General features: G+C 67.3%; 22 protein-coding genes. 15 read left to right on the forward strand and 7 right to left on the reverse strand.

Annotation, left to right across the window (positions count from 1 at the left end; genetic code table 11):
• Positions 1–39: 39 nt before the first annotated feature.
• From ACFWPK_RS06840 to ACFWPK_RS06870, 7 genes are all read left to right on the forward strand, one after another.
• A complete protein-coding gene (locus ACFWPK_RS06840) occupies positions 40–981 on the forward strand; it encodes an undecaprenyl-diphosphate phosphatase (RefSeq protein WP_378913614.1) in 942 nt (313 codons plus the stop codon).
• Positions 982–1,013: 32 nt separating this feature from the next.
• A complete protein-coding gene (locus ACFWPK_RS06845) occupies positions 1,014–1,730 on the forward strand; it encodes a histidine phosphatase family protein (protein WP_378913615.1) in 717 nt (238 codons plus the stop codon).
• A 49-nt stretch (positions 1,731–1,779) separates the two neighbouring features.
• Positions 1,780–2,367, forward strand: coding sequence for a DUF3090 domain-containing protein (locus ACFWPK_RS06850; protein ID WP_266288581.1), 588 nt, complete (start codon positions 1,780–1,782; stop codon positions 2,365–2,367).
• 6 nt (positions 2,368–2,373) lie between these two features.
• Complete coding sequence (locus tag ACFWPK_RS06855) at positions 2,374–3,171, forward strand: SCO1664 family protein (protein ID WP_378913616.1); 798 nt, start codon at positions 2,374–2,376, stop codon at positions 3,169–3,171.
• A gap of 178 nt (positions 3,172–3,349) precedes the next feature.
• Complete coding sequence (locus ACFWPK_RS06860; protein ID WP_378913617.1) at positions 3,350–3,715, forward strand: DUF4345 family protein; 366 nt, start codon at positions 3,350–3,352, stop codon at positions 3,713–3,715.
• A gap of 66 nt (positions 3,716–3,781) precedes the next feature.
• Positions 3,782–4,333 (forward strand): dihydrofolate reductase family protein, encoded by a 552-nt coding sequence (locus ACFWPK_RS06865; RefSeq protein WP_378913618.1) that lies wholly within the window; start codon positions 3,782–3,784, stop codon positions 4,331–4,333.
• A gap of 113 nt (positions 4,334–4,446) precedes the next feature.
• Complete coding sequence (locus ACFWPK_RS06870) at positions 4,447–4,710, forward strand: hypothetical protein (RefSeq protein WP_378913619.1); 264 nt, start codon at positions 4,447–4,449, stop codon at positions 4,708–4,710.
• 51 nt (positions 4,711–4,761) lie between these two features.
• Here the strand turns inward: ACFWPK_RS06870 and ACFWPK_RS06875 are convergent, their stop codons facing one another.
• Together ACFWPK_RS06875 and ACFWPK_RS06880 are read right to left on the reverse strand one after the other, a co-directional pair.
• Positions 4,762–5,604, reverse strand: coding sequence for an alpha/beta fold hydrolase (locus tag ACFWPK_RS06875; RefSeq protein ID WP_378913620.1), 843 nt, complete (start codon positions 5,602–5,604; stop codon positions 4,762–4,764).
• Positions 5,601–6,023 carry a helix-turn-helix domain-containing protein gene (locus ACFWPK_RS06880; protein WP_378913621.1) on the reverse strand — a complete coding sequence of 141 codons (423 nt, stop codon included), beginning with the start codon at positions 6,021–6,023 and terminating at the stop codon, positions 5,601–5,603. Before ACFWPK_RS06880 ends, ACFWPK_RS06875 begins: the two co-directional genes overlap by 4 nt.
• A 295-nt stretch (positions 6,024–6,318) precedes the next feature.
• Between ACFWPK_RS06880 and mshC the strand changes: the two genes are divergently transcribed.
• The 4 genes from mshC to ACFWPK_RS06900 all read left to right on the forward strand — a co-directional run bounded on the left by mshC (position 6,319) and on the right by ACFWPK_RS06900 (position 10,894).
• Positions 6,319–7,557 (forward strand): cysteine--1-D-myo-inosityl 2-amino-2-deoxy-alpha-D-glucopyranoside ligase, encoded by a 1,239-nt coding sequence (mshC, locus tag ACFWPK_RS06885; RefSeq protein WP_378913622.1) that lies wholly within the window; start codon positions 6,319–6,321, stop codon positions 7,555–7,557.
• A gap of 124 nt (positions 7,558–7,681) precedes the next feature.
• Complete coding sequence (locus ACFWPK_RS06890) at positions 7,682–8,512, forward strand: universal stress protein (RefSeq protein WP_378913623.1); 831 nt, start codon at positions 7,682–7,684, stop codon at positions 8,510–8,512.
• A gap of 133 nt (positions 8,513–8,645) precedes the next feature.
• Positions 8,646–10,064, forward strand: coding sequence for a hypothetical protein (locus tag ACFWPK_RS06895; protein WP_378913624.1), 1,419 nt, complete (start codon positions 8,646–8,648; stop codon positions 10,062–10,064).
• Positions 10,065–10,066: 2 nt separating this feature from the next.
• Positions 10,067–10,894 carry an Abi-alpha family protein gene (locus ACFWPK_RS06900; RefSeq protein WP_378913625.1) on the forward strand — a complete coding sequence of 276 codons (828 nt, stop codon included), beginning with the start codon at positions 10,067–10,069 and terminating at the stop codon, positions 10,892–10,894.
• 18 nt (positions 10,895–10,912) lie between these two features.
• On the opposite strand, the gene ACFWPK_RS06905 is transcribed toward ACFWPK_RS06900, so the two are convergent.
• Positions 10,913–11,569: an enoyl-CoA hydratase-related protein gene (locus ACFWPK_RS06905; RefSeq protein WP_378913626.1), complete on the reverse strand. Its 657-nt coding sequence runs from the start codon at positions 11,567–11,569 to the stop codon at positions 10,913–10,915.
• Positions 11,570–11,581: 12 nt separating this feature from the next.
• Positions 11,582–12,190: a TetR family transcriptional regulator gene (locus ACFWPK_RS06910; protein WP_378913627.1), complete on the reverse strand. Its 609-nt coding sequence runs from the start codon at positions 12,188–12,190 to the stop codon at positions 11,582–11,584.
• Positions 12,191–12,404: 214 nt separating this feature from the next.
• Here ACFWPK_RS06910 and ACFWPK_RS06915 point away from each other — a divergent pair, with 214 nt between their 5' ends.
• Positions 12,405–12,950, forward strand: a complete 546-nt coding sequence (locus ACFWPK_RS06915) for a TetR/AcrR family transcriptional regulator (protein ID WP_378913628.1) — start codon at positions 12,405–12,407, stop codon at positions 12,948–12,950.
• Between the two features lie 59 nt (positions 12,951–13,009).
• On the opposite strand, the gene ACFWPK_RS06920 is transcribed toward ACFWPK_RS06915, so the two are convergent.
• Entirely contained in the window at positions 13,010–14,869 is a 1,860-nt protein-coding gene (locus tag ACFWPK_RS06920) for a Na+/H+ antiporter (RefSeq protein ID WP_378913629.1), read from the reverse strand.
• A 72-nt stretch (positions 14,870–14,941) separates the two neighbouring features.
• On the reverse strand, positions 14,942–15,685 hold the full coding sequence (locus ACFWPK_RS06925; RefSeq protein WP_378913630.1) for a histidine phosphatase family protein: 744 nt from the start codon (positions 15,683–15,685) through the stop codon (positions 14,942–14,944).
• A 175-nt stretch (positions 15,686–15,860) separates the two neighbouring features.
• Between ACFWPK_RS06925 and ACFWPK_RS06930 the strand changes: the two genes are divergently transcribed.
• Positions 15,861–16,592: a DsbA family oxidoreductase gene (locus ACFWPK_RS06930; protein WP_378913631.1), complete on the forward strand. Its 732-nt coding sequence runs from the start codon at positions 15,861–15,863 to the stop codon at positions 16,590–16,592.
• A gap of 19 nt (positions 16,593–16,611) precedes the next feature.
• Here the strand turns inward: ACFWPK_RS06930 and ACFWPK_RS06935 are convergent, their stop codons facing one another.
• Positions 16,612–17,661 carry a glucose 1-dehydrogenase gene (locus tag ACFWPK_RS06935; protein WP_378913632.1) on the reverse strand — a complete coding sequence of 350 codons (1,050 nt, stop codon included), beginning with the start codon at positions 17,659–17,661 and terminating at the stop codon, positions 16,612–16,614.
• 305 nt (positions 17,662–17,966) lie between these two features.
• Between ACFWPK_RS06935 and ACFWPK_RS06940 the strand changes: the two genes are divergently transcribed.
• Positions 17,967–18,755: a DUF1460 domain-containing protein gene (locus tag ACFWPK_RS06940; protein ID WP_378913633.1), complete on the forward strand. Its 789-nt coding sequence runs from the start codon at positions 17,967–17,969 to the stop codon at positions 18,753–18,755.
• 20 nt (positions 18,756–18,775) lie between these two features.
• Positions 18,776–19,333 (forward strand): isochorismatase family protein, encoded by a 558-nt coding sequence (locus ACFWPK_RS06945; protein WP_378913634.1) that lies wholly within the window; start codon positions 18,776–18,778, stop codon positions 19,331–19,333.
• Positions 19,334–19,346 lie beyond the last annotated feature (13 nt).

The raw sequence follows: 19,346 nt of genomic DNA on the forward strand, positions 1-19,346 counted from the left end.
GGACGCGGTCTTTCGGGCGCGAGTCAGCAGGAGGACGTGGTGGGCGAGTCGATGACCTGGTTCCAGGCATTGGTACTCGGATTGGTGCAGGGACTCACCGAGTTCTTGCCGATCTCGTCTTCGGCGCACCTGCGCATCGTGTCGGGCGTGTTCTTCGGCGACGACGCGGGCGCGTCGTTCACCGCGGTCACCCAGCTCGGCACCGAGGCCGCGGTGCTGGTGTATTTCGCCAAGGACATCTGGCGGATCGTCATCGCGTGGTTCACCACCCTCGGCATGCGCTGGCAGGAACGGTCCCAGCGCGAGGTCGCGGTGGGGGACCGGGTCACCACGAAGCTTCCTGTGATGGACCGCAGTGCCCGTGACGCCCACGAACGCGACACCCAGCGCGAACTCGACTACCGCATCGGCTGGTACGTGATCATCGCCACCATCCCGATCGGGGTGCTGGGGTACCTGTTCAAAGACGAGATCCGCACCGGGGCCCGCAATCTGTGGCTGGTGTCGTTCATGCTGGTCGCGTTCGCGCTGGTCATCGCCGCGGGTGAGCACTTCGGCAAGAAGGAGCGTTCGATCGAGCAGCTCACCACCCGCGACGGCATCATCATGGGCCTTTCGCAATGCCTGGCGCTGATCCCCGGTGTCTCGCGTTCCGGCGCCACCTCGACCGCGGGCCTGTTCCTCGGCCTGCAGCGCGAAGCGGCCGTGCGGTTCTCGTTCCTGCTGGCCATCCCCGCGGTGACGGCATCCGGCCTGTTCAGCCTGCCGGACGCGTTCGAACCGGCCGGTGAGGGTCTCAATGCCAGCGGCCCGCAGTTGCTGGTGGCCACCGTGCTGGCGTTCTTCGTAGGGTATGCCTCGGTGGCGTGGCTGTTGAAGTTCGTCGGCAAGCATTCGTTCTACTGGTTCGTCGGCTACCGGGTCATCCTCGGCCTGACGATGCTGGCCCTGTTGTCAGCCGGCGTCGTCTCCGCCACCTGATCCCGACCCCGACCCATGGTTAGGCTGGTCCCATGACGGTGATCCTGCTCCGGCACGGAGTGTCGACCTCCAACACCGCGCGCACCCTCGCGGGCCGCGCCCCCGGCGTCGAACTCACCGAACGCGGCACCGAACAGGCCGCCGCGGTGGCCGACCGGCTCGCGATGCTGCCGATCGAACACATCGCCAGCTCACCGCTGCTGCGCTGTCAGCGCACCGTGGCGCCGCTGGCCGAGAAGCTGGGCCTCGAACCCGACCACGACGAACGGCTCATCGAGGTCGACTACGGCGACTGGACCGGGCGCCCGATCGCCGAACTGCTCACCGAACCGCTGTGGCGGGTCGTGCAGGGTCATGCCTCAGGTGCGGTGTTTCCGGGCGGGGAAGGGCTGGCCCAGGTCCAGCAGCGTGCGGTCGCCGCGATCCGCGATACCGAACGCACACTGGCCGAGAAGGCGGGCCGGGATGTGCTGTGGGTGGCGTGCGCGCACGGCGACGTCATCAAATCGATCCTGGCCGACGCCTTGGGCTTGCACCTGGACAGTTTTCAGCGGATCGCGGTGGAACCGGCCTCGATCAGCGTTGTTCGCTACAGCCCACACGGGCCGTCGGTGTGGAAGTTCAACGACACCGGCGCCGATCTTTCCGCGCTGGCCGTGGCGGCACCGACGACACCGACGCCCGGTGGAGAGGTGCCGACTGCCGCGAACGCGGATAATGGGAATGCGGGGCACCGCGATTCTCCTTAGAGGAGTGTGTTCGTGAGTGTCGATCAGGGTCACGTATCAGGAGGTGCATGTGTCACGCGCAATCCATGTATTTCGCACCCCCGATCGTTTCGTCGCCGGGACCGTCGGTGAACCGGGCGATCGTTCGTTCTACCTACAGGCCGTGCAGGAGCCGTTGGTGGTGAGCGTGCTGCTGGAGAAGCAGCAGGTGAAGGTGCTCGCCGACCGGATGGGTCTGCTGCTCGACGAGGTAGCGCGTCGCTTCGGCGCCGAGGTGCCACCCGAAGGGGAGGACGTGCGCGATGTCGCGCCGCTGGTCACCCCCATCGACACCGAATTCCGGGTCGGCACCATGGGTCTGGGCTGGGATTCCGACGCGGGAGCTGTGGTGGTCGAGTTGCTCGCTATCACCGAGACCGAGGTCGACGAATCGGTGGTGCTCGACGACACCGACGAAGGTCCCGACGCGGTGCGGGTTTTCCTGACCCCCATCCAGGCGCGCGAATTCGCGTTGCGGTCGGCGCGGGTGATCGCGGCGGGGCGCCCGCCCTGCCCGCTGTGCGGGGAACCGCTGTCCTCGCGCGGGCACATGTGTGTGCGCACCAACGGGTACAAGCGCGGCGAGATCTTCGGCGCTGCCGAGCTCGAAGAGGAGTGATCTCCTGTGCCGGTACTCACCGAAGGTGAACTCGACATCGTCGGTCGGATCGGCGTGGCCAGCAATCTGACACTGGTGTGCGAGATCGCCGCACCCGAACCCGACGGTGCTCCGCTGCGGGTGGTGTACAAGCCGGTGCGCGGTGAACGACCGCTGTGGGACTTCCCCGACGGCACCCTCGCGGGCCGCGAGGTCGCGTCGTATCTGATCTCCGAACACCTCGGCTGGGGTGTCATCCCCGAAACGGTGCTGCGCGACGGGCCTTTCGGGCCTGGCATGGTGCAGCGCTGGGTCACCTCGGTCGACAACCGCACCGATACCCGTCAGCGCCTCGACCTCGTCGACCTGTGCACACCGGGGACGGTGCCCGCGGGATTCTGTGAAGTCCTGCGCGCGCTCGACGAGCAGGGCAACGAGGTCTCGCTCATCCACGCCGACGATCCGCGGCTGCAACGGATGGCGGTGCTGGATCTGTTGCTCAACAACGCCGATCGCAAAGGCGGGCACGCGCTGGAAGGTGTCGACGGTCAGGTCTACGGCGTCGACCACGGCATCTGCCTGCACACCGAACCGAAACTGCGAACAGTGCTGTGGGGCTGGGCGGGGCGACCGGTGCACGAGTCACTGATCACCGACATCGCCACCTTCGCCGCGAATCTGCCCGGCGCCGTAGCTGATTCGCTGGCCACCCACATCACCGACGCCGAGATCGCCGCGCTCACCGAACGCGCGAAGGCATTGCTCGAACATCCGGTGATGCCGGTGCCCAACTCGTCACGCCCGATTCCCTGGCCGGCTTTCTGATTCGAGCCGGTTGTGTAGCAGGATTTCGGAAGCGCACGGGTTACACCGAGTGTGAGGATCGCCAGACATCGATCCGAGGAGAAATCATGCGACGACATGCTGGTCCGGCCTTGTTGGGCCTCACGCTGCTACGGGATGAGCGCGCTGTCGCGCACAGGCTGCCGGTTGTGGGTCGGTGATGAGAACCGTTGTGCTCTGCCTGGTCGGTGTGCTGTTCGCGGGGATGGGACTGTACGCGCTGGCGGCTCCTGCCGCGCTGGCCCGGCCGTTCGGGTTGTCGGTGTCAACGGCGGTGAGCCGGTCGGAGATTCGCGCGGTGTACGGCGGTTTCGGGTTGGCTGTCGCAGGCGTGTTGTTCTGGTCGGCGTTCGGTGCCGATGATCTGCGAACCGGGGCAGCGCTGACAGTAGGGTTCGCCCTGGCCGGGATGGCCGGCGGCCGCGTCATCTCGCGGCTGGTCGACAGCGGGGTGCGCTTCTATCCGATCTGGTTCTACTTCTCGGTCGAACTGGTCGGCGCCGCGCTCGTGCTCGGTGTCGCCTGAGTTCACGATCTACGTTATGCAGGAACGGTCCGGTGAGTGTCGAGCACGAAGGAGGTCTACACAGTCATGAGGAAACTGATCTACGGGTTCGGCGTGTCCCTGGATGGTTACGTCAACGACCGCGACGGCAGCATCGACTGGACCGACCCGGACGACGAGCTGCACCAGTTCCACAACGACAGGTTCCGCGGGCTCGACGTCGCGCTGAACGGTCGTCGGCTGTACGAGCTGATGGCCGAGTACTGGCCGTATGTGCCCGAGGACGCGCCCCGCATCACACGCGAGTTCGGCGAACTCTGGACGGCCAAGCCCAAGGTCGTCTTCTCCCGGACGCTCACCGAGGTCGAGTGGAACAGCACGCTGGTCAGCGCGAACGCGGTCGAAGAGGTTCGCAGGCTCAAGGCCGACGGTGACGGCGTCATGGAGGTCGGTGGCGCGAGCCTGGCGGCCTCGCTGATGCCACACGGGCTCATCGACGAGTACCAGGTGTTCGTCTCGCCCGTGGTGCTCGGCGGCGGCACACCGATGTTCCCGTCACTGGACAAGCGGATCAGGCTCCGATTGGTCGAGACGAGGCGCTTCGATACCGCGGTGCTGCTGCGCTACCTCGTCGACTGAGGTCGGTGCTCCGCTGCGGTTTCTCGCGGGTGCCGGGGCTCTGTTGCCTGGTCAGTGCCGGTGCTAGTGTGCTCCAAGCACTTTCGTTATCCCCGCGAGATCTGAGGAACCACATGTCGACCCGTTCAATCGTCACCACCTCCGCCGCCGCGCTGCTGCTCACCGGTGCCGCCGCTGCCATCGCCGCACCCGCGCAGGCATTTCCGGCCGGCTGGTGGAGCGAGAAGACCTTCGTCTGCACCGCCACCGACCGCGCCGGTGCGCCACTGCCCGACGTCACCGTGAAGGCCGCCGACCAGGTCGGTGCCTCGTTCTACGCGCTGCCGCAGTTCGGCCCGGATGCCGACACCGCGAATGTGCAGTGCTACCAGCAGTGATGTGATCTCGTTCGGTGTCGCCGCACGTCGGGGAGCGGTGGCACCGAAGTATCACCCGGCGTGCGTCAGCACGAATTCCCGTACCGCCGCAGTTTGATTCACCAGAGCGTGTCCGACGCCGGGGAGCAGACGCACCTCGCCTCGCGTGAAAGCACCGCGAGCGCGTTCGGCGGTGCGCGCCGAATCGAACAGGGCGTCGCGTTCGCCGACGATTACCAGGACCGGGATGTCCACCTCGCGTAGTTGTTCGTCGCGGAAAATGGGCAGACTGACGGGGCGTGGCGTGAAATGCGCGAAGGTCAGCGCTATGTCGTCGATGATCGGGTCCGCTTCCGGCCCGTCGAGGCCGAGACCGATGCGCGCCATGTCACGCGCGCTGTGCCTGCCGATCATCCGCAGGCCGATCGCCTTCACCAGCCAGCCGTAGCGATGCTTACCCAGTCCACCCGGGCACAGCAGGACCAGTGTCGTGACCCGGCCCGGCCTGCGCAGCACGTAATCGAGTGCGGTCCACCCGCCGAGTGACATGCCGACCAGCGCCACGGTGTCGAGGCCGAGACCGTCGATCACCTCGTCGAGCCAGCTCGCGGTCGCATCGCTGTCCAGCGCCAGCCGGGTCGGGGCGCTGAATCCTGGCTCGCCGGGCAGATCCACGGCGTACACGCGGAAACGGGTCGACCAGTCGGCGATGTCGGCGCGCCAGGTACTCGCATTGGCTCCTGAGCCGTGCAGCACGACCAGCGGCGGTGCGTCCGCGGGCCCGGAGACCACGACGAACGTTTCGCCTACACCGGTGTCGATGCGCAGTTCCTCGCGCGGGACCGGCCAGGCGTCGAGGTGCTCGCGGTAGCGCTGCTGGACGAGCTGCCGGCCTTCGTCGGACTTGTAGATCATGAGCTGAGGATTCCGTCCAGATAGTCGAGCAGGCGGGAGCTGTCGGCGAGGCTGCCGAGCAGGATCACTTTGAGGCGATGGCGGGCCGGGTCGTAGCTGGTTTCCACGCGCATGCGCTGACCGCCCGCGCCCCGGGTTCCGGCGGTGGCGGTGAGCAGGGTGGTGATCCGGTCGACGGTGGCGCGGTCGATGTCGTCGATTTCGACGATGCAGGAGGACTCCGCATGCCGCCCCGGCGCTGTCTGCGGTGTGGTGATCGGCAGCCCGGTGAACGCTTCGAGGTCTTCGTGGGTGATGCGGTACTGCTTGCCGATGCGGGCGGCGGGGAGTTTGCCGTCGCGCACATAACTACGCACGGTGCGCACATGCAGTCCGAGTAGTTCGGCAACCTGCTCCACCGAATAGAGACGATCAGTCATGAAACAACCGTAAACGAAGGTACCTATAGGGATCAATAGGGAAGTTCAGGGAACTGTGGACTGTGACAATGATCGCGATGGCAACCGTTCGCCCAGCTCGGAACGCACACTGGGCACGACACGCCCGATTTGACCCGTTACCGCCGTGACCAGCGGATCTGCTCGAGTGCAAACCTTGACGCGGGCGCCACAACACGTTTGTGTGCAGGTAGCGGGCCGTGTCGCGACGCCGCGAGCAACCCCATGGGCCGGGCCGCGAGCCGAGCCCCTCGGCAGGGGCTCTACCCTCGAAGACATGCAGTCCTGGTCCGATATCGCCCTGCCGACCGTCCCCGGAACAGGGCCGCCGTTGCGTTTGTACGACACCGCCGATCGTCAGATCCGCCCGGTCACCCCGGGCGAGACCGCGAAGATGTACGTCTGCGGCATCACTCCCTACGACGCCACCCACCTCGGTCACGCCGCCACCTATCTGACGTTCGACCTGGTCAACCGGATCTGGCGCGACGCGGGTCACGACGTGCACTACGTGCAGAACGTCACCGACGTCGACGACCCGCTGTTCGAACGCGCCGATCGCGACGGCATCGACTGGCGCGACCTCGGCAGCCGGGAGATCGACCTGTTCCGCGAGGACATGACCGCGCTGCAGGTGCTGCCGCCCCGGCACTACATCGGTGCCATCGAATCGGTCGAGGAGGTGGTGGAGCTGGTACAGAAGCTGCTCGCCGCCGGCGCCGCGTACATCGTCGACGATGCCGAATTCCCCGATATCTACTTCCGCACCGACGCCACCGAGCAGTTCGGCTACGAATCCGGGTACGATCGCGCGACCATGGAGACGCTGTTCGCCGAGCGCGGGGGCGACCCCGACCGGGCGGGCAAGCGCGACACCATCGACGCCCTGCTGTGGCGGGCCGAGCGCCCCGGTGAACCGTCGTGGGAGGCACCTTTCGGCGCGGGCCGCCCCGGCTGGCACATCGAGTGTGCGGCGATCGCGCTCAACCGCATCGGCGCCGAATTCGACATCCAGGGCGGCGGCTCGGACCTGATGTACCCCCATCACGAGTACTCCGCCGCACACGCCGAAGCGATCACCGGCACCCGCCGCTTCGCCCGCCACTACGTGCACGCCGGGCTGATCGGCCTGGACGGCGAGAAGATGTCGAAGTCGCGGGGCAATCTCGTGCTCGTGTCGAAGCTGCGCCGCTCCGGTGTCGACCCCGCCGCGATCCGCCTCGGCCTGCTCGCCGGGCACTACCGGTCCGACCGCATGTGGACCGACGAGGTACTCACCGCCGCACAGAACCGCCTCGACCGCTGGCGTGAGGCCGTGTCGCTGACCGCGGGCCCCTCGGCTACCGACACGGTCGCCCGGCTGCGTCAGCACCTGGCCGACGACCTCGACACTCCGAAGGCCCTCGACGCGATCGACAACTGGGCCGAACAGGCCATCGCCTACGGTGGCACCGACACCGAAGCCCCCACCCTGGTCCGCACCGCCGTCGACGCACTCCTGGGTATCACGCTCTGACGAGATCGCGGTCGGCTGGAAGCCGGGCGCGCGGGCTGTCGCTGCGCTCGGTGGCACAGCACCGGTAGAGCCTTGCGGTCTGGCCGATCCATGCCGGTTGCCCGCAGTGTGCTGCGCTTATACTGTGGGCCACAGCGCAGCTGACCTGCCGTCGATCGGAGAGCGTCACATGGGGTGCTACCAGCGCATCATCGTGGGAACCAACGGCTCGGAGTCCGCGCAGACAGCGGTAGCGGTGGCGGGGGAGTTCGCGGTGCGCCTCGATATCCCGGTCACCGCGGTGAGTGTGTGGAAGGACGCGGGGCGTAAATCGGGCACCGACGCCGAGTGGGCCGAACAGGCCACCGCCGCGGCCGCGGAAACTCTCACCGCCGCCGGTGTGCCCGAGGTATCGCGCACCGAACTCGACGGCGCCGCGGGCGCGTTGCTGCTCGAGCTCGCCGAACAGGAACCCGACACCCTGCTCGTCATCGGTGGGGGCAGCCTGGGCAGTTCCAAGGCGCGCCTGCTCGGCTCGACAGCCAATCACGTGTCGCACCACAGTCAAACCGATGTCGTGTTCACCAGCAAGGTGCCCAAACGCTGGACCACCATCGGCCTCACCACCGACGGATCGGCGAGTTCGCTGACCGCGGTCCGTCGCGGCTACGAACTCGCCCTCGCCCTCGGCGCGCGCCCGTTCCTGGTGACTTCCGCCAAAACCGACGACGACGGTGCCGAGGTCCTGATCGACGTGGAGGGTCAGATCGAGGTCGAGGACCCGGAACTGTTCGGCCGCGACGTCCTCACCGGAGTCCCCGCGGCCGAGGCGATCTGCAACTCGGCCTGGAAATACGACCTCGTCGTGATCGGCAACCGCGGAATGAGCGGCCCCGCACGCCTTTTGGGCTCGGTAGCCAACAAGGTAACCCACGACATCGACACCAACCTCCTGCTGGTCAACACCACGCATTGATTCGCCGGCCACCGAGGGCATCGAAGTTTGCTCCGGTTTAGCGGGTAACGGCGGAACTTGCCCGGACCGGGGAGTTCGGTCGCCTATGATGACCGTACGTGCGATGTTCGCCACACAACGGAGTGGACGCCGGATGAATGCTGGGATCGAGGCGGCGGGGTTCTTCGGCCTGCTGGACTGGGAGCAGATGACCGGTCTGAGCAAGTTCTGGGTCGAGATGATCACCATCCCGATCTTCAGCGCCATGGCCGGTCTGATCACCAACTGGACCGGAGTGATCATGCTGTTCGCGCCGGTGCGCTTCACCGGCTTCTACGTGCCGGGGCTGAAAACGATCTTCCCGCTGCTGCCGCGCAAGGTACAGATTCTGCCGACCTTCGCTCCCGGCGGCATTCTCGGCTTCCAGGGGTTCATTCCGGCCCGCTCGGAGAAGATGGCGAGCCTGATGGTCGACAACGCGGTCGCCAAGATCGGCACCGCCAAGGACTTCTTCGATCAGATGGATCCACGTAAGATCTCCGCGCAGGTCGCGCAGGTGGCGCTGCCGAACGTGCGCTCGATGGTCGACTCGATCATGGTGGCCGAGCACCCGCGGCTGTGGGCCGACATGCCACCGCGCGCACGCGAAGCCGTCTACACGCGGGTGGAGGCCGAGCTGCCCGCGATCACCGATCGCGCGTTCGACTTCATCGGCGCGAACATCGACCAGCTCCTCGATGTGAAGCTGATGGTCGTCGGTTATCTGCGGCGCAGGCCCGAACTGTTGAAGGACGTGATCTACGGGCTCGGTGCACCGGAATTGCGGTTCATGGTCCGCAGCGGGGTGCTGGGGTTCCCGTTCGGGGTGATCGTGGCGCTGTGGTTGTCGTTGCTGCACTACAGCACTCCCCATGGCGACACCCCCGCGGTGATCTCGCTGCCCGGCTGGCTCTACGACCTCCTGCACTTCCTGCCCGCGTGGGCGTGGGTGATCGCCGGTGGTGCGGTGGTGGGTGTGCTGGTCAACATCATCGCGATCAAGGTGGTGTTCGAACCCGCCGCGCCGCAACCGCGCTACCGATATCCGTGGCGGGTCGCGAAATTCGCGAAACGGCAGTACCAGGCCGCGGCGGATCTGGGGCACGCGATCGGATATCAGATCGTCACCCTCGACGTCGTCACCGAGCAACTGCTCGACGGGCCGAGCGGCGACAAGACCCGTGCGGTCATCGCCCACTTCCTCGAGGCCGAGATCGACCGAATCCTCGGCCCGTTGCGCTCGGTGACCCGGCTCGCGATCGGGCCACGCCACTTCGACGCCATCCAGGCCACCGCGGGCGCGAGCCTGGCCACCGAGATGAAGCCGTGGCTGGTCGAAGACGTCGAGTTCTCCCAGACCACCGCGGCCAGCGTCGACGGGCTCGCCACCGAGAAACTGCGCGAACTGCCGCCGGAGGAGTTCGTCGAAATGCTCTACACCGCCATCGAACAGGACGCCTGGCTGCTGTATCTGCACGGCGGCGTGCTCGGTGCCTTCATCGGTGCACTGCACCTGCTGATCTTCGGAGTGTGAGCATGGAGCCCACGCCTGATCGCGAACCCAGCATCCCCACCGATCTGCTCGGATTGGCCCGGATCGCGGGACTGTCGTTGCGCCACATCGCCGGAGCGGTGACCAAAGGCGCCGTGCACACCGCGACCGATCTCGTCGACGACCTCCGCTCGGGCGAGCCGATATCGCAGATCCTCGACGAACGCGTGGACGTGTTGCGCCGCACCGCGTTGAGCGTGCTCGGCCTGACCAGCACCGCCACCGGTGTCTACGGCCCGGTCGAAACCAAAGTCGATGCCGCCGACCTCAAGGCGATGGGCGACGCGATGATCACCGAGGGCTGGGATTGCGCGCAGCAACCGCGCGACCTGCACCCCTCGTTCGTGCCGATCCTGCACGACCTGACGCCCGACGAAGCGCGGATCCTGCGTTTCCTCGCCGTCGCCGGACCGCAGCCCGCGATCGACATCCGCACCAAGGCGCCGTTCGGGATCGGCTCGCAACGGCTGGCCGACGGCATCAACATGATCGCCGCGATGGCCGGGTGCGCGCTGCCCGATCGCGACCACCACTACCTGGGAAACCTGAGTCGCCTCGGGCTGGTCCGCTTCTCCACCGAACCGGTCGCCGACTTCCGCCGCTACGCGTTCCTCGAAGCGCAACCACCGGCACAGGCGGCGTACAAGTCGGTGAAGATGCGGGCGATCAGCTCCTACCGCAGCATCTACCTGACGGTGTTCGGAAAGCAGTTCTGTGACGCGTGTTTCGTGCTGGGCGACTACACCGGGGGCGGTTGGGCAGGCGATGACCGTGGCGACATCTACCTGGGCAAGGGCCCCCGGCTGCCCTGATCGGTTCAGGCGCCCAGCTCAGTCCCGGCCGCGCAGCGCGTCGAGGACACCGGCGAACATCACCGATTTGATCGCCGTCATCGTGGTTTGATCCTTGCCGCCCAGCGGCGCGACCAATGCCAGTGCGGCATCGAGGACTTCGCCTTCGGCGGCGGTGGCGTCGACCAGGTCGAGGGCCAGTGCGTCGGCGCCACCGAAGCGGCGGGCCGTGGTCATGCTGGCGACGGCGGTCTTGGGCGTCACCTTGGCTTGGATGAGCGCGGCCATGCCGTTGGTGAAGGGGATCCGGATGTCGGCCTCGGGGAAGCAGAAGTACCCGCGGTCGGCGCGCATCACCCGGTAGTCGTGCGCCATGGCCACCATCGCGCCCGCTCCGAAGGCGTGTCCGCCGATGGCGGCGACCGTCGGCATCGGCAAGGTGAGGACCCGGGCGAACAGGTTGTGCACCGCTTCGACGTATTCGGCGGCCCGGTCGCCGTTGGCCGAGAGCCAGTCCAGATCCAGGCCGTTGGAGTAGATCTTGCCGGTGGCGGTGGTCACCAACGCGTGTGCGCCCTCGGCGACGGCGGTGTCGAGGTGGGTCTGCACTTCGGTGAGGAAGTCGGGGGAGAAGCGGTTCTCGCCGTCGCCGAGGTCGAGTACGGCGATCGAATCGTGGTGGCGCAGTGTGGGCACAGGATTTCCTTTTCAGTGGGGACCGAGGTCGAGTACGGCACGCACGGCAGCACGGAGCTGAGCGCGGGCGAGGGGATCGGTGAGCCGGTCGCGGCGCAGCAGCAGCGCGGTGGGCAGGTCTACCAGGCAGGTGGTGACGGTGGCGACGCCGCGCCGGTCGGCGCGACCCCACAGGGCACGCGCGAGCCGGTTGAGTGCGGCGACGAGTGCCTTCTCGGTGTCGGCGATCTCCTGCGCCAGCGCGGGCGCGATGTCACCGGCGAGCAGTTCGGCGCGATCGACGAGCAGGAGCAGGCGTGCGGAGTCGGGATGGGCCTCGGCCAGCCGCGCCGGGGCCTCGGCGGCGTCGAGGACGGCATCGATGCGGGTCTCGGGGTCGGCTGCGGTGACGGCGCGGTCGATGTCGGCCGACTGGAGGGCGAGGAATCGGTGCGCGGCGCGTAACCAGGTGCGCGCCAGTACAACCTGTCGAGACTGAAATGTGTGATAGAGCGCGCCGTTGGATACTCCGGTAGCGGCGGCGACTGCGCGCACCGTGACACCGGCGGGACCGGAACGGGCCGCGAGCTTTTCGGCGGCGTCCAGCACCGTCTGCGGGTCGTGCGTGCGCGGTCTCGGCATGAACAAAAGTTTACAGAGCGTCCGCTCTGCTATTCCATTCGGATGCGGTTTTGGGCCGTTGTGCACGTATTTCGTTCCGCCACTTGGTATTTCGTCGCTCGATGTGCCGGTTTTGACACAGCGTAGACAACGTTATGTACGCGCGGGGGCTCGATACGATGGGGTACTGTTCGCATTCTTCGGCCCCTGCCCGCACGAACAGAACGGCATCGCGATGTCCCGAGTGGTCACCAAGGAGCAGTACTTCGACACCGCGGTGGCGGTGCTCGCCGAGTTCGGTTTCAAAGGTCTCAACATCGGGGTGCTTTGCCGCCGCCTCGGCGTCACCAGCGGCTCGTTCTATCACCACTTCGGCTCCTGGCAAGGCTTCGTCGACACCCTGCTCGAACACTGGGAGAACCGTCAGATGGTCGAGCTACGCGCGCTCGACGTCGGCCACGGTGACGCCGACGCCGACGTGCGCGCCATGTCGGTGCTCGCCAGCGGACTCGAACACGGCGCCGAAGCCGCGCTGCGCGCCTGGGCGGCCAACGACGAATCGGTACACGTCACCGTCAAACGGGTCGATGAGTCGCGGCGGCGCACCGTGCACCGCGTGATCGACGGCGTGGTCGACGACGCGGCCACCGCCACCGTCGTCACCGAATTCGGCATGGCGATGATCATCGGCTACCAACAGCTCGCCGCCGCAGGTGAACCCACCGAACTCGACCACCTGCTCGCCGAGTACGCCCGGCTGATCTACTCCCACCGCGGCTGACCGAGCACGGCTCGGCGCCTGTCCTCTGTGCCGCACAGCCGGCCGGGCACTCCCGTGAGTTACCCGAGCAGTTGGTCCACGTAGCACCATCGCCATGCTTCGCCCGGCTCCACACTGCGCATCACCGGATGTGTCGAGGTCTGGAAGTGCGCGCTGGCGTGGTTGCCGATCGAGGACTCACAGCAGCCGATGTTCCCGCAGTCGGTGCACATTCGCAGATGCACCCAGCGCAGACCCTCGTCCAGGCATGTCCGGCACACCAGCTCACCGGTAGGTGGCTGCGCCAGTATCGGAGCCTCGTCGAGGTGCGCGCACCCGCGCGCACCGGCCGCGGTCGACAGCGTTTCGGCGCGGCGCTCGTCATCGCTTTCGTCGAAGCGGTCGATCATCGATTCCTCGAGGTCCAGCCGGGCCAGCACATGTTGCAGCACTTCGTAATCCACGGCTCCCGCGTCGCGGACCTTCAGCACCGCATCGCGTTCGGCACCCAGCATCGCCAGCCGTAGCCGTCGGTACTCCGCGGTCGGTGTCACCAGTTCCGCTTCCGGGCGGCCCAGCCGTTCCCACGCGGCATTGGAACGCCAGGTCAGCCGTTGCCGCAGCGATTCGATCACCGGTTCGGGGGTGTCCGGTCCGATCTTGCGGTCGAGTTCGGCCAGACCGGCGGTCGAAGCCTGTTGCAGCAGATCGGCTTTCGCGAGCGCGTCCTCCTCGCGACTGGGCCCGCGCAACCGCAGCAATCGCACCAGCCACGGCAACGAACTGCCCTGGACGAGCAGCGTGCCGCCGACCACCACCAGGGCGAGCAGCTCCAGGACCGGCAACTGCGGCGTCGAGTCGGGCAGCAGCAACACCGCCGCCAACGTCACCACCCCGCGCATCCCCGCCCACGACACCACCGCCGCGTGGCTCAACGGCTCGGTCGTGCGCCCGAACAGCCTGGCCACCAATACCGGTGTGAACACCCATACTGGGCGCGCAAGCATCACCGCGGCCAGCACACCCACCGCCGTGACGACGAGGGTGCCGTGATCCAACCCGCTGTGCCAGGCGCCCTCGACGATCCAGCGCACCTGCAACCCGATGATCAAGAACACCGCGCTCTCCAGAATGAACTGGATGGTGCGCCAATTGGTGGTCTCGGCGACCCGTGAGGCCGCCCCCTGCCACCGTTGCGCGCCGTGCCCGAGGATCATCCCGCACGTCACGACCGCGATCACTCCCGATGCGTGAAAATGCTCGGCAGGCAGATACGCCACGAACGGGGCGAGCAGCGACACCGAGGTATCGAGCACGGGGTCGGTGATCCGCCTGCGCAACATCACCAAAGCCGCCGCCACCACGGCCCCGATGACACCGCCACCGACGGCCGCGAGCAGGAAATCACCCCCGATCTGCCACGCGGTCACCGCACCGGCCATCGCCGCGATGGCCGAGCGCAACGCCACCAGCGCGGTCGCGTCATTGAACAGCGACTCGTCCTCGAGCACCGTCACGATGCTGCGCGGCATCCCGGTGCGTCGCGCCACCGCGGTCGCGGCCACGGCATCCGGGGGAGCGACCACCGCACCCAACGCGACCGCCGCCGCGAACGGCACCGGCAGCAACCACCACACCACCAATGCCACCGCGAACGTGCTGAACAGAACCAGCCCCACCGACAGCGACGCGATGGTGCGCAGGTTGTCCTTGAAATCGACCAGCGATGTGCGCAGCGCGGCGGTGTAGAGCAGCGGCGGAAGCAAACCCAGCAGCACCACCTCCGGCTCGAGATGCACCTGCGGCACCATCGGCAGATACGACGCGGCCACCCCGGCCAACGTCAGCACCAGAGGCTCGGACACCCCGAATCGCCGCGCCAGCGCCGCCAGCGCGGTCGCCGAGCCGATGAGGACAACCAGACCGATCGCGACATCCACCCGCGCATTCTCCCATCGACAGACCGGTCAGTCCGTCGACGCCGCCCACGGCAGCCGCGTGCCGGATGGGCCCTATCCTGTTTCCTCGTCGATCTCCAGGCGGTCGATCTCCAGATGGTCGACCGAGCCCCAGACACGCAATGCCAGTCGCGGGCCCTCGCGCCGCCACTGCGACACCGACGCGTTCGGTACCGGTTCGAGCGAATCCGGTACCGGCGCACCGAGTCCCTCGAGGATGTAGCGCAACGACACAACCACCGCGTCATGGGTCACCACCAGCACCTGCTCGCCCGCGGCGACCACATCCAGCTCGTCGAGGAAACTGCGCACCCGCAACGCCACATCGGCCAGCGATTCCCCGCCCGGCGGGCGATACACCCAGTTGCCTACCAATTCACGGCGCGCGCCCTCCTCGGGTGCACGTCGGCGGATCGCCCGATACGGATGCAGTTCGAACACCCCCATCTCCCGATCGCGCAACCGCTCGTCGACCAGGGTGCGGATCGGGCGCAGGTGCCGATTGCGGGTGGCGGCCGCCTCGGCCATCACCGCCCAGGTGACTCGGGTGCGCAGGTAGGGGGAGCAGACCACCAGTGTGGGCCGCTGCACTCCGGCCAACCCGGCCAGCCAGTCTCCGAGACATTGCGCCTGCCACTGCCCGTACTCGGTCAATTCCACCCCGGAGTCGGTCCCACGCATCGGCCGCTGCTCGGTCGCCGGGTCGGCGAACCACGCGTTGGCTTCACTCTGCGCGTGCCGCACCGCCCACAGCCCACCCAGCGCGCGCGGCACCACCAATCCTTCGGGCACCTGCACCCACCCCCTCCGCTGCTCGAACCCCATCGATGTCCTTCGTGCTCGTCCCGTCGTGCCCGGACGCGCCAGGGAATAGCGGCTTCTTTGCCGGCGTTGCACTCCCCGAATTCGAACGCCTGTCCAGAACTGTTCGGCGGACCGCCGCCGCACTCGAGATGTGCCGCAGGAGGCCCGCTTGTCCACCACAGTAGAGATCTGGACCGACATCAATTGCCCGTTCTGCTACCTGGGTAAGGCCCGCTTCGAACAAGCGCTGGCCGACTTCGCGCACCGTGACGACGTCGACGTGGTGCACAGGTCCTTCGAACTCGACCCGACGCTGCCCGCCGGTTCCACGCGCCCGGTCATCGCGGCGATCGCCGAGAAATACGGCATCACCGTCGACCAGGCCGCCGCCAACGAACGCGGCATCGGCGCCCAAGCCGCGGCGATGGGACTGCCCTATCAAACCTCGGGCCGCGACTCCGGCAACAGCTTCGACATGCACCGGCTCCTGCACTTCGCCCTCGACCAGGGTAAACAGGAGGCCATGCTCGACGCGCTCTACGCAGGCAACTTCGCCGAGCCCGAACCCGTCTTCGGTGACACCGAACGTCTCGTGGCGCTGGCCGTGCGCGCGGGCCTGGATGAGGACTCGGCCCGCGCGGTGCTGGCCGACCCCGACGCCTACGCCGACGCGGTCCGCCGCGACGAAGCCGAAGCCGCCGCACTCGGCGCCACCGGTGTCCCGTTCTTCGTTTTCGACGGCAAGTACGCGGTCTCGGGCGCTCAGCCTCCCGAAACTTTCACCCGGGCACTGAATACCGCGTGGAACGATCGACCCACCCCCCAGCTCATCGCCGACGGCGACGCCTGTGGCCCCGACGGCTGCGCGGTGCCCGCCACCGAATCCGCGGCGGCCGACTGAGCACCGCGGACTGACGGAGTCAGGCCAGGTCGATGACGACCTTGATATCGGACCCACCCGGATCGAACGCCTCGATCGCCTTCTCCAGCGGCAGTCGCCGGGTGATCAGCCGTTCCAGCCACGACGCGTCCGCTTTGGCCAGCGCCTCCGCTCCCTGCTCGTAGTGGTGGCGGTTCGCGTTCACCGAACCGAACACCAGTGTGTTGCCGAGCACGATATTGCGGTTCAACCCGCCCATATCGACTTCGGTGTCGACACCGGGCGTCGTCACCCCGGTCAAGCAGATGATCACCCCGGGATTGTCGATCTCCATCGCCTGCAACGCCACCGCGGGCGCACCGGTTGCCTCGATCACGATGTCGGGCCGGATCGCCGCCGCGGCGGCCGCCGTCGTCCCCGTGTGGAACGTGGCGCCCAACGCTGTGACCAGCTCTTCTTTCAACCCGCCACGGGCGCGGTCGAGGACGTGCACGTCGAGTCCGCGTTGCTGCCCGAGCAAGGCCGCCAACAAGCCGATCGGCCCGGCGCCGGTGACCAGGACCGTGCGCGGATCGAACCAGGCGCGGTTGTTGATCTTCTCGATCTGATCCCACGCTTTGGCGACCACTGTCATCGGCTCCAACAGCACGCCGACCTTCTCCAACGCCGGATCGAGCGTGACCGCGAAGTCCTCGCGCACAGCCCAGACCGTCGACCCGTACCCGTCGATCTCCTTGATCCCGCGCTCCACATACAGCCCGTTGCGGCACATGTCCCACTGCCCGCGCGCGCACGCCCCACACGGCACCGGATCCGGCCTGCGCACGATCCCGACGACGAGATCGCCCGGAGCGAACTTGCTGCCGTCCGGCACCGTCTTCACTCTGCCCAGAGATTCGTGGCCGAGCACCATCCGTGACTTGCCCGGGGGCAGCCAGCCGTAGTTGCCCTGCGCGATATCGCGGTCGGTTCCGCAGATGCCCAGCGAGATCCCGTCGACGAGCAACTCGCCGGGGCCGACGTCCGGATCGGGTACGTCCTCCACCAGCAATGATTGCTTCTGCATGGGAACCACGGTCAACGCACGCATTTCGGCATCCCTTCCGCCCGCACGGGCCAACGGTCGACGTCTGCACGAACCACATCCACGACACCCGGGGAGCACCCCATCGCGAACTCGCCGCGAATACGGACTACCTGCGGCAACGGTACGCGAACAACCCACCGATCGGTCGATACGAGACCATTCGCGAACAATCGGCGTCATCGACCGCCGCCGCACGTACGCGACACTCGTGACGGCACCGGGTATCTCCGACACAGCAATCGTGTCGGCTGCCTCGGCTACGGTGGACAGCGCTCGCACCGATCGACCCGTGGCCAGCTGGAGGCTTCTTGCGCATCATCGTCCGGATCCTGCTCGTGCTCGCCGCGCTCGTGTGCGCGCTCGCACCGGCCTCGGCCGCCCCGTCCGTCGACGATGCCACTGCCCGCAAGATCGACGAACTGCTCACTGTGCGTGCCGAATCGGGCAATCTCGGCCGTGGCGAACTCATCGAACGCCTCTCCGCACGCCTGCTCGGCACCCCCTATGGCGCGAATATGCTGATCGGCTCTGCCACCGAGCCCGAACAGCTCGTCGTCGACTTGCGCCGCGTGGACTGCTTCACCTACCTCGACTACATCGACGCCGCCTCCCGCTCCGCCGACCGCGACCAGTTCCTCACCAACCTGATCGCCACCCGCTATATCGACGGCCGCGTCGAGTTCGCCCAGCGCAAGCACTTCTTCACCGACTGGGCCACCCGGGAGCGCCTGGCGGCCACCGACATCACCGCGAGTCTGAGCCCCGCCGCCGTCACCACCACCAAGCATCTCAACGCGAAAGCCGACGGCAGCACCTACCTGCCCGGTGTCCCCGTGGTCGAGCGTGCGGTCACCCATATCCCCTCGGCTGCGGTCGACGGGTCAGTGTCGGGCGCCCTCCGCACAGGTGACTACCTCGGTGCCTACACCCCGGATGCCGGCCTCGATGTCACCCACGTCGGCTTCATCGTCCAAACCCCCACCGGCCCCGTCTTCCGCAACGCCTCCTCCCTTGCCGCGAACAACCAGGTCGTCGACACTCCTTTGACCGACTACCTGCGGACCGTTCCCGGCATCGTCGTCCTGCGCCCGCTCTGACCACCGCCAAAGGAATCGCCATGACCACGCTGCCCAACCGTCCGAACACCGCGCTGCTGGTCGTCGATGTCCAGAACGGTGTCGTCGACGAAGCGCATCGCCGCGACGAGGTCGTCGCCAACATCAGCACTCTCGTCGACCGGGCACGCATCGCTGATATCCCGATCATCTGGATCCAGCACCGCTCCGAAGACTTGGTCGAGGGCACCGACCCCTGGCGCTACGTCCCCGAACTCACCCGCGCCGACAGCGAGCCGCTGGTCCACAAACGCTACGGCGACTCGTTCGAAGACACCGAGCTCGAGGTGCTCCTCGCCGCCGCGAACGCGGGCCACCTGGTCGTCACCGGCGCCGACACCGACGCGTGTGTCCGCTCCACCATCCACGGCGCCTTCGTCCGCGGCTACGACGTCACCCTGGTCGCCGACGCCCACACCACCTCGGACAAGACCCGTTGGGGCGCACCGAAACCCGAGGATGTCATCGCCCATACGAACCTGTACTGGCAGTTCCAGCAAGCGCCGGGGCGCACCGCCACCGTCCGCCCGACCGGAGAGCTTGACTTCAAGTCGGCCTGAACACGCACGGTGG

The sequence above is a fragment of the Nocardia sp. NPDC058519 genome (genome assembly GCF_042719755.1).
Lineage (GTDB): Bacteria > Actinomycetota > Actinomycetes > Mycobacteriales > Mycobacteriaceae > Nocardia.

Bases quoted from the DNA above. Each gene is read 5' to 3' on its own strand.
- ACFWPK_RS06845 (WP_378913615.1), top strand. From the start codon at position 1,014: ATGACGGTGATCCTGCTCCGGCACGGAGTGTCGACCTCCAACACCGCG.
- ACFWPK_RS06860 (WP_378913617.1), top strand. From the start codon at position 3,350: ATGAGAACCGTTGTGCTCTGCCTGGTCGGTGTGCTGTTCGCGGGGATG.
- ACFWPK_RS06865 (WP_378913618.1), top strand. From the start codon at position 3,782: ATGAGGAAACTGATCTACGGGTTCGGCGTGTCCCTGGATGGTTACGTC.
- ACFWPK_RS06870 (WP_378913619.1), top strand. From the start codon at position 4,447: ATGTCGACCCGTTCAATCGTCACCACCTCCGCCGCCGCGCTGCTGCTC.
- ACFWPK_RS06875 (WP_378913620.1), bottom strand. From the start codon at position 5,604: ATGATCTACAAGTCCGACGAAGGCCGGCAGCTCGTCCAGCAGCGCTAC.
- ACFWPK_RS06880 (WP_378913621.1), bottom strand. From the start codon at position 6,023: ATGACTGATCGTCTCTATTCGGTGGAGCAGGTTGCCGAACTACTCGGA.
- mshC (WP_378913622.1), top strand. From the start codon at position 6,319: ATGCAGTCCTGGTCCGATATCGCCCTGCCGACCGTCCCCGGAACAGGG.
- ACFWPK_RS06895 (WP_378913624.1), top strand. From the start codon at position 8,646: ATGAATGCTGGGATCGAGGCGGCGGGGTTCTTCGGCCTGCTGGACTGG.
- ACFWPK_RS06900 (WP_378913625.1), top strand. From the start codon at position 10,067: ATGGAGCCCACGCCTGATCGCGAACCCAGCATCCCCACCGATCTGCTC.
- ACFWPK_RS06910 (WP_378913627.1), bottom strand. From the start codon at position 12,190: ATGCCGAGACCGCGCACGCACGACCCGCAGACGGTGCTGGACGCCGCC.
- ACFWPK_RS06915 (WP_378913628.1), top strand. From the start codon at position 12,405: ATGTCCCGAGTGGTCACCAAGGAGCAGTACTTCGACACCGCGGTGGCG.
- ACFWPK_RS06935 (WP_378913632.1), bottom strand. From the start codon at position 17,661: ATGCGTGCGTTGACCGTGGTTCCCATGCAGAAGCAATCATTGCTGGTG.
- ACFWPK_RS06945 (WP_378913634.1), top strand. From the start codon at position 18,776: ATGACCACGCTGCCCAACCGTCCGAACACCGCGCTGCTGGTCGTCGAT.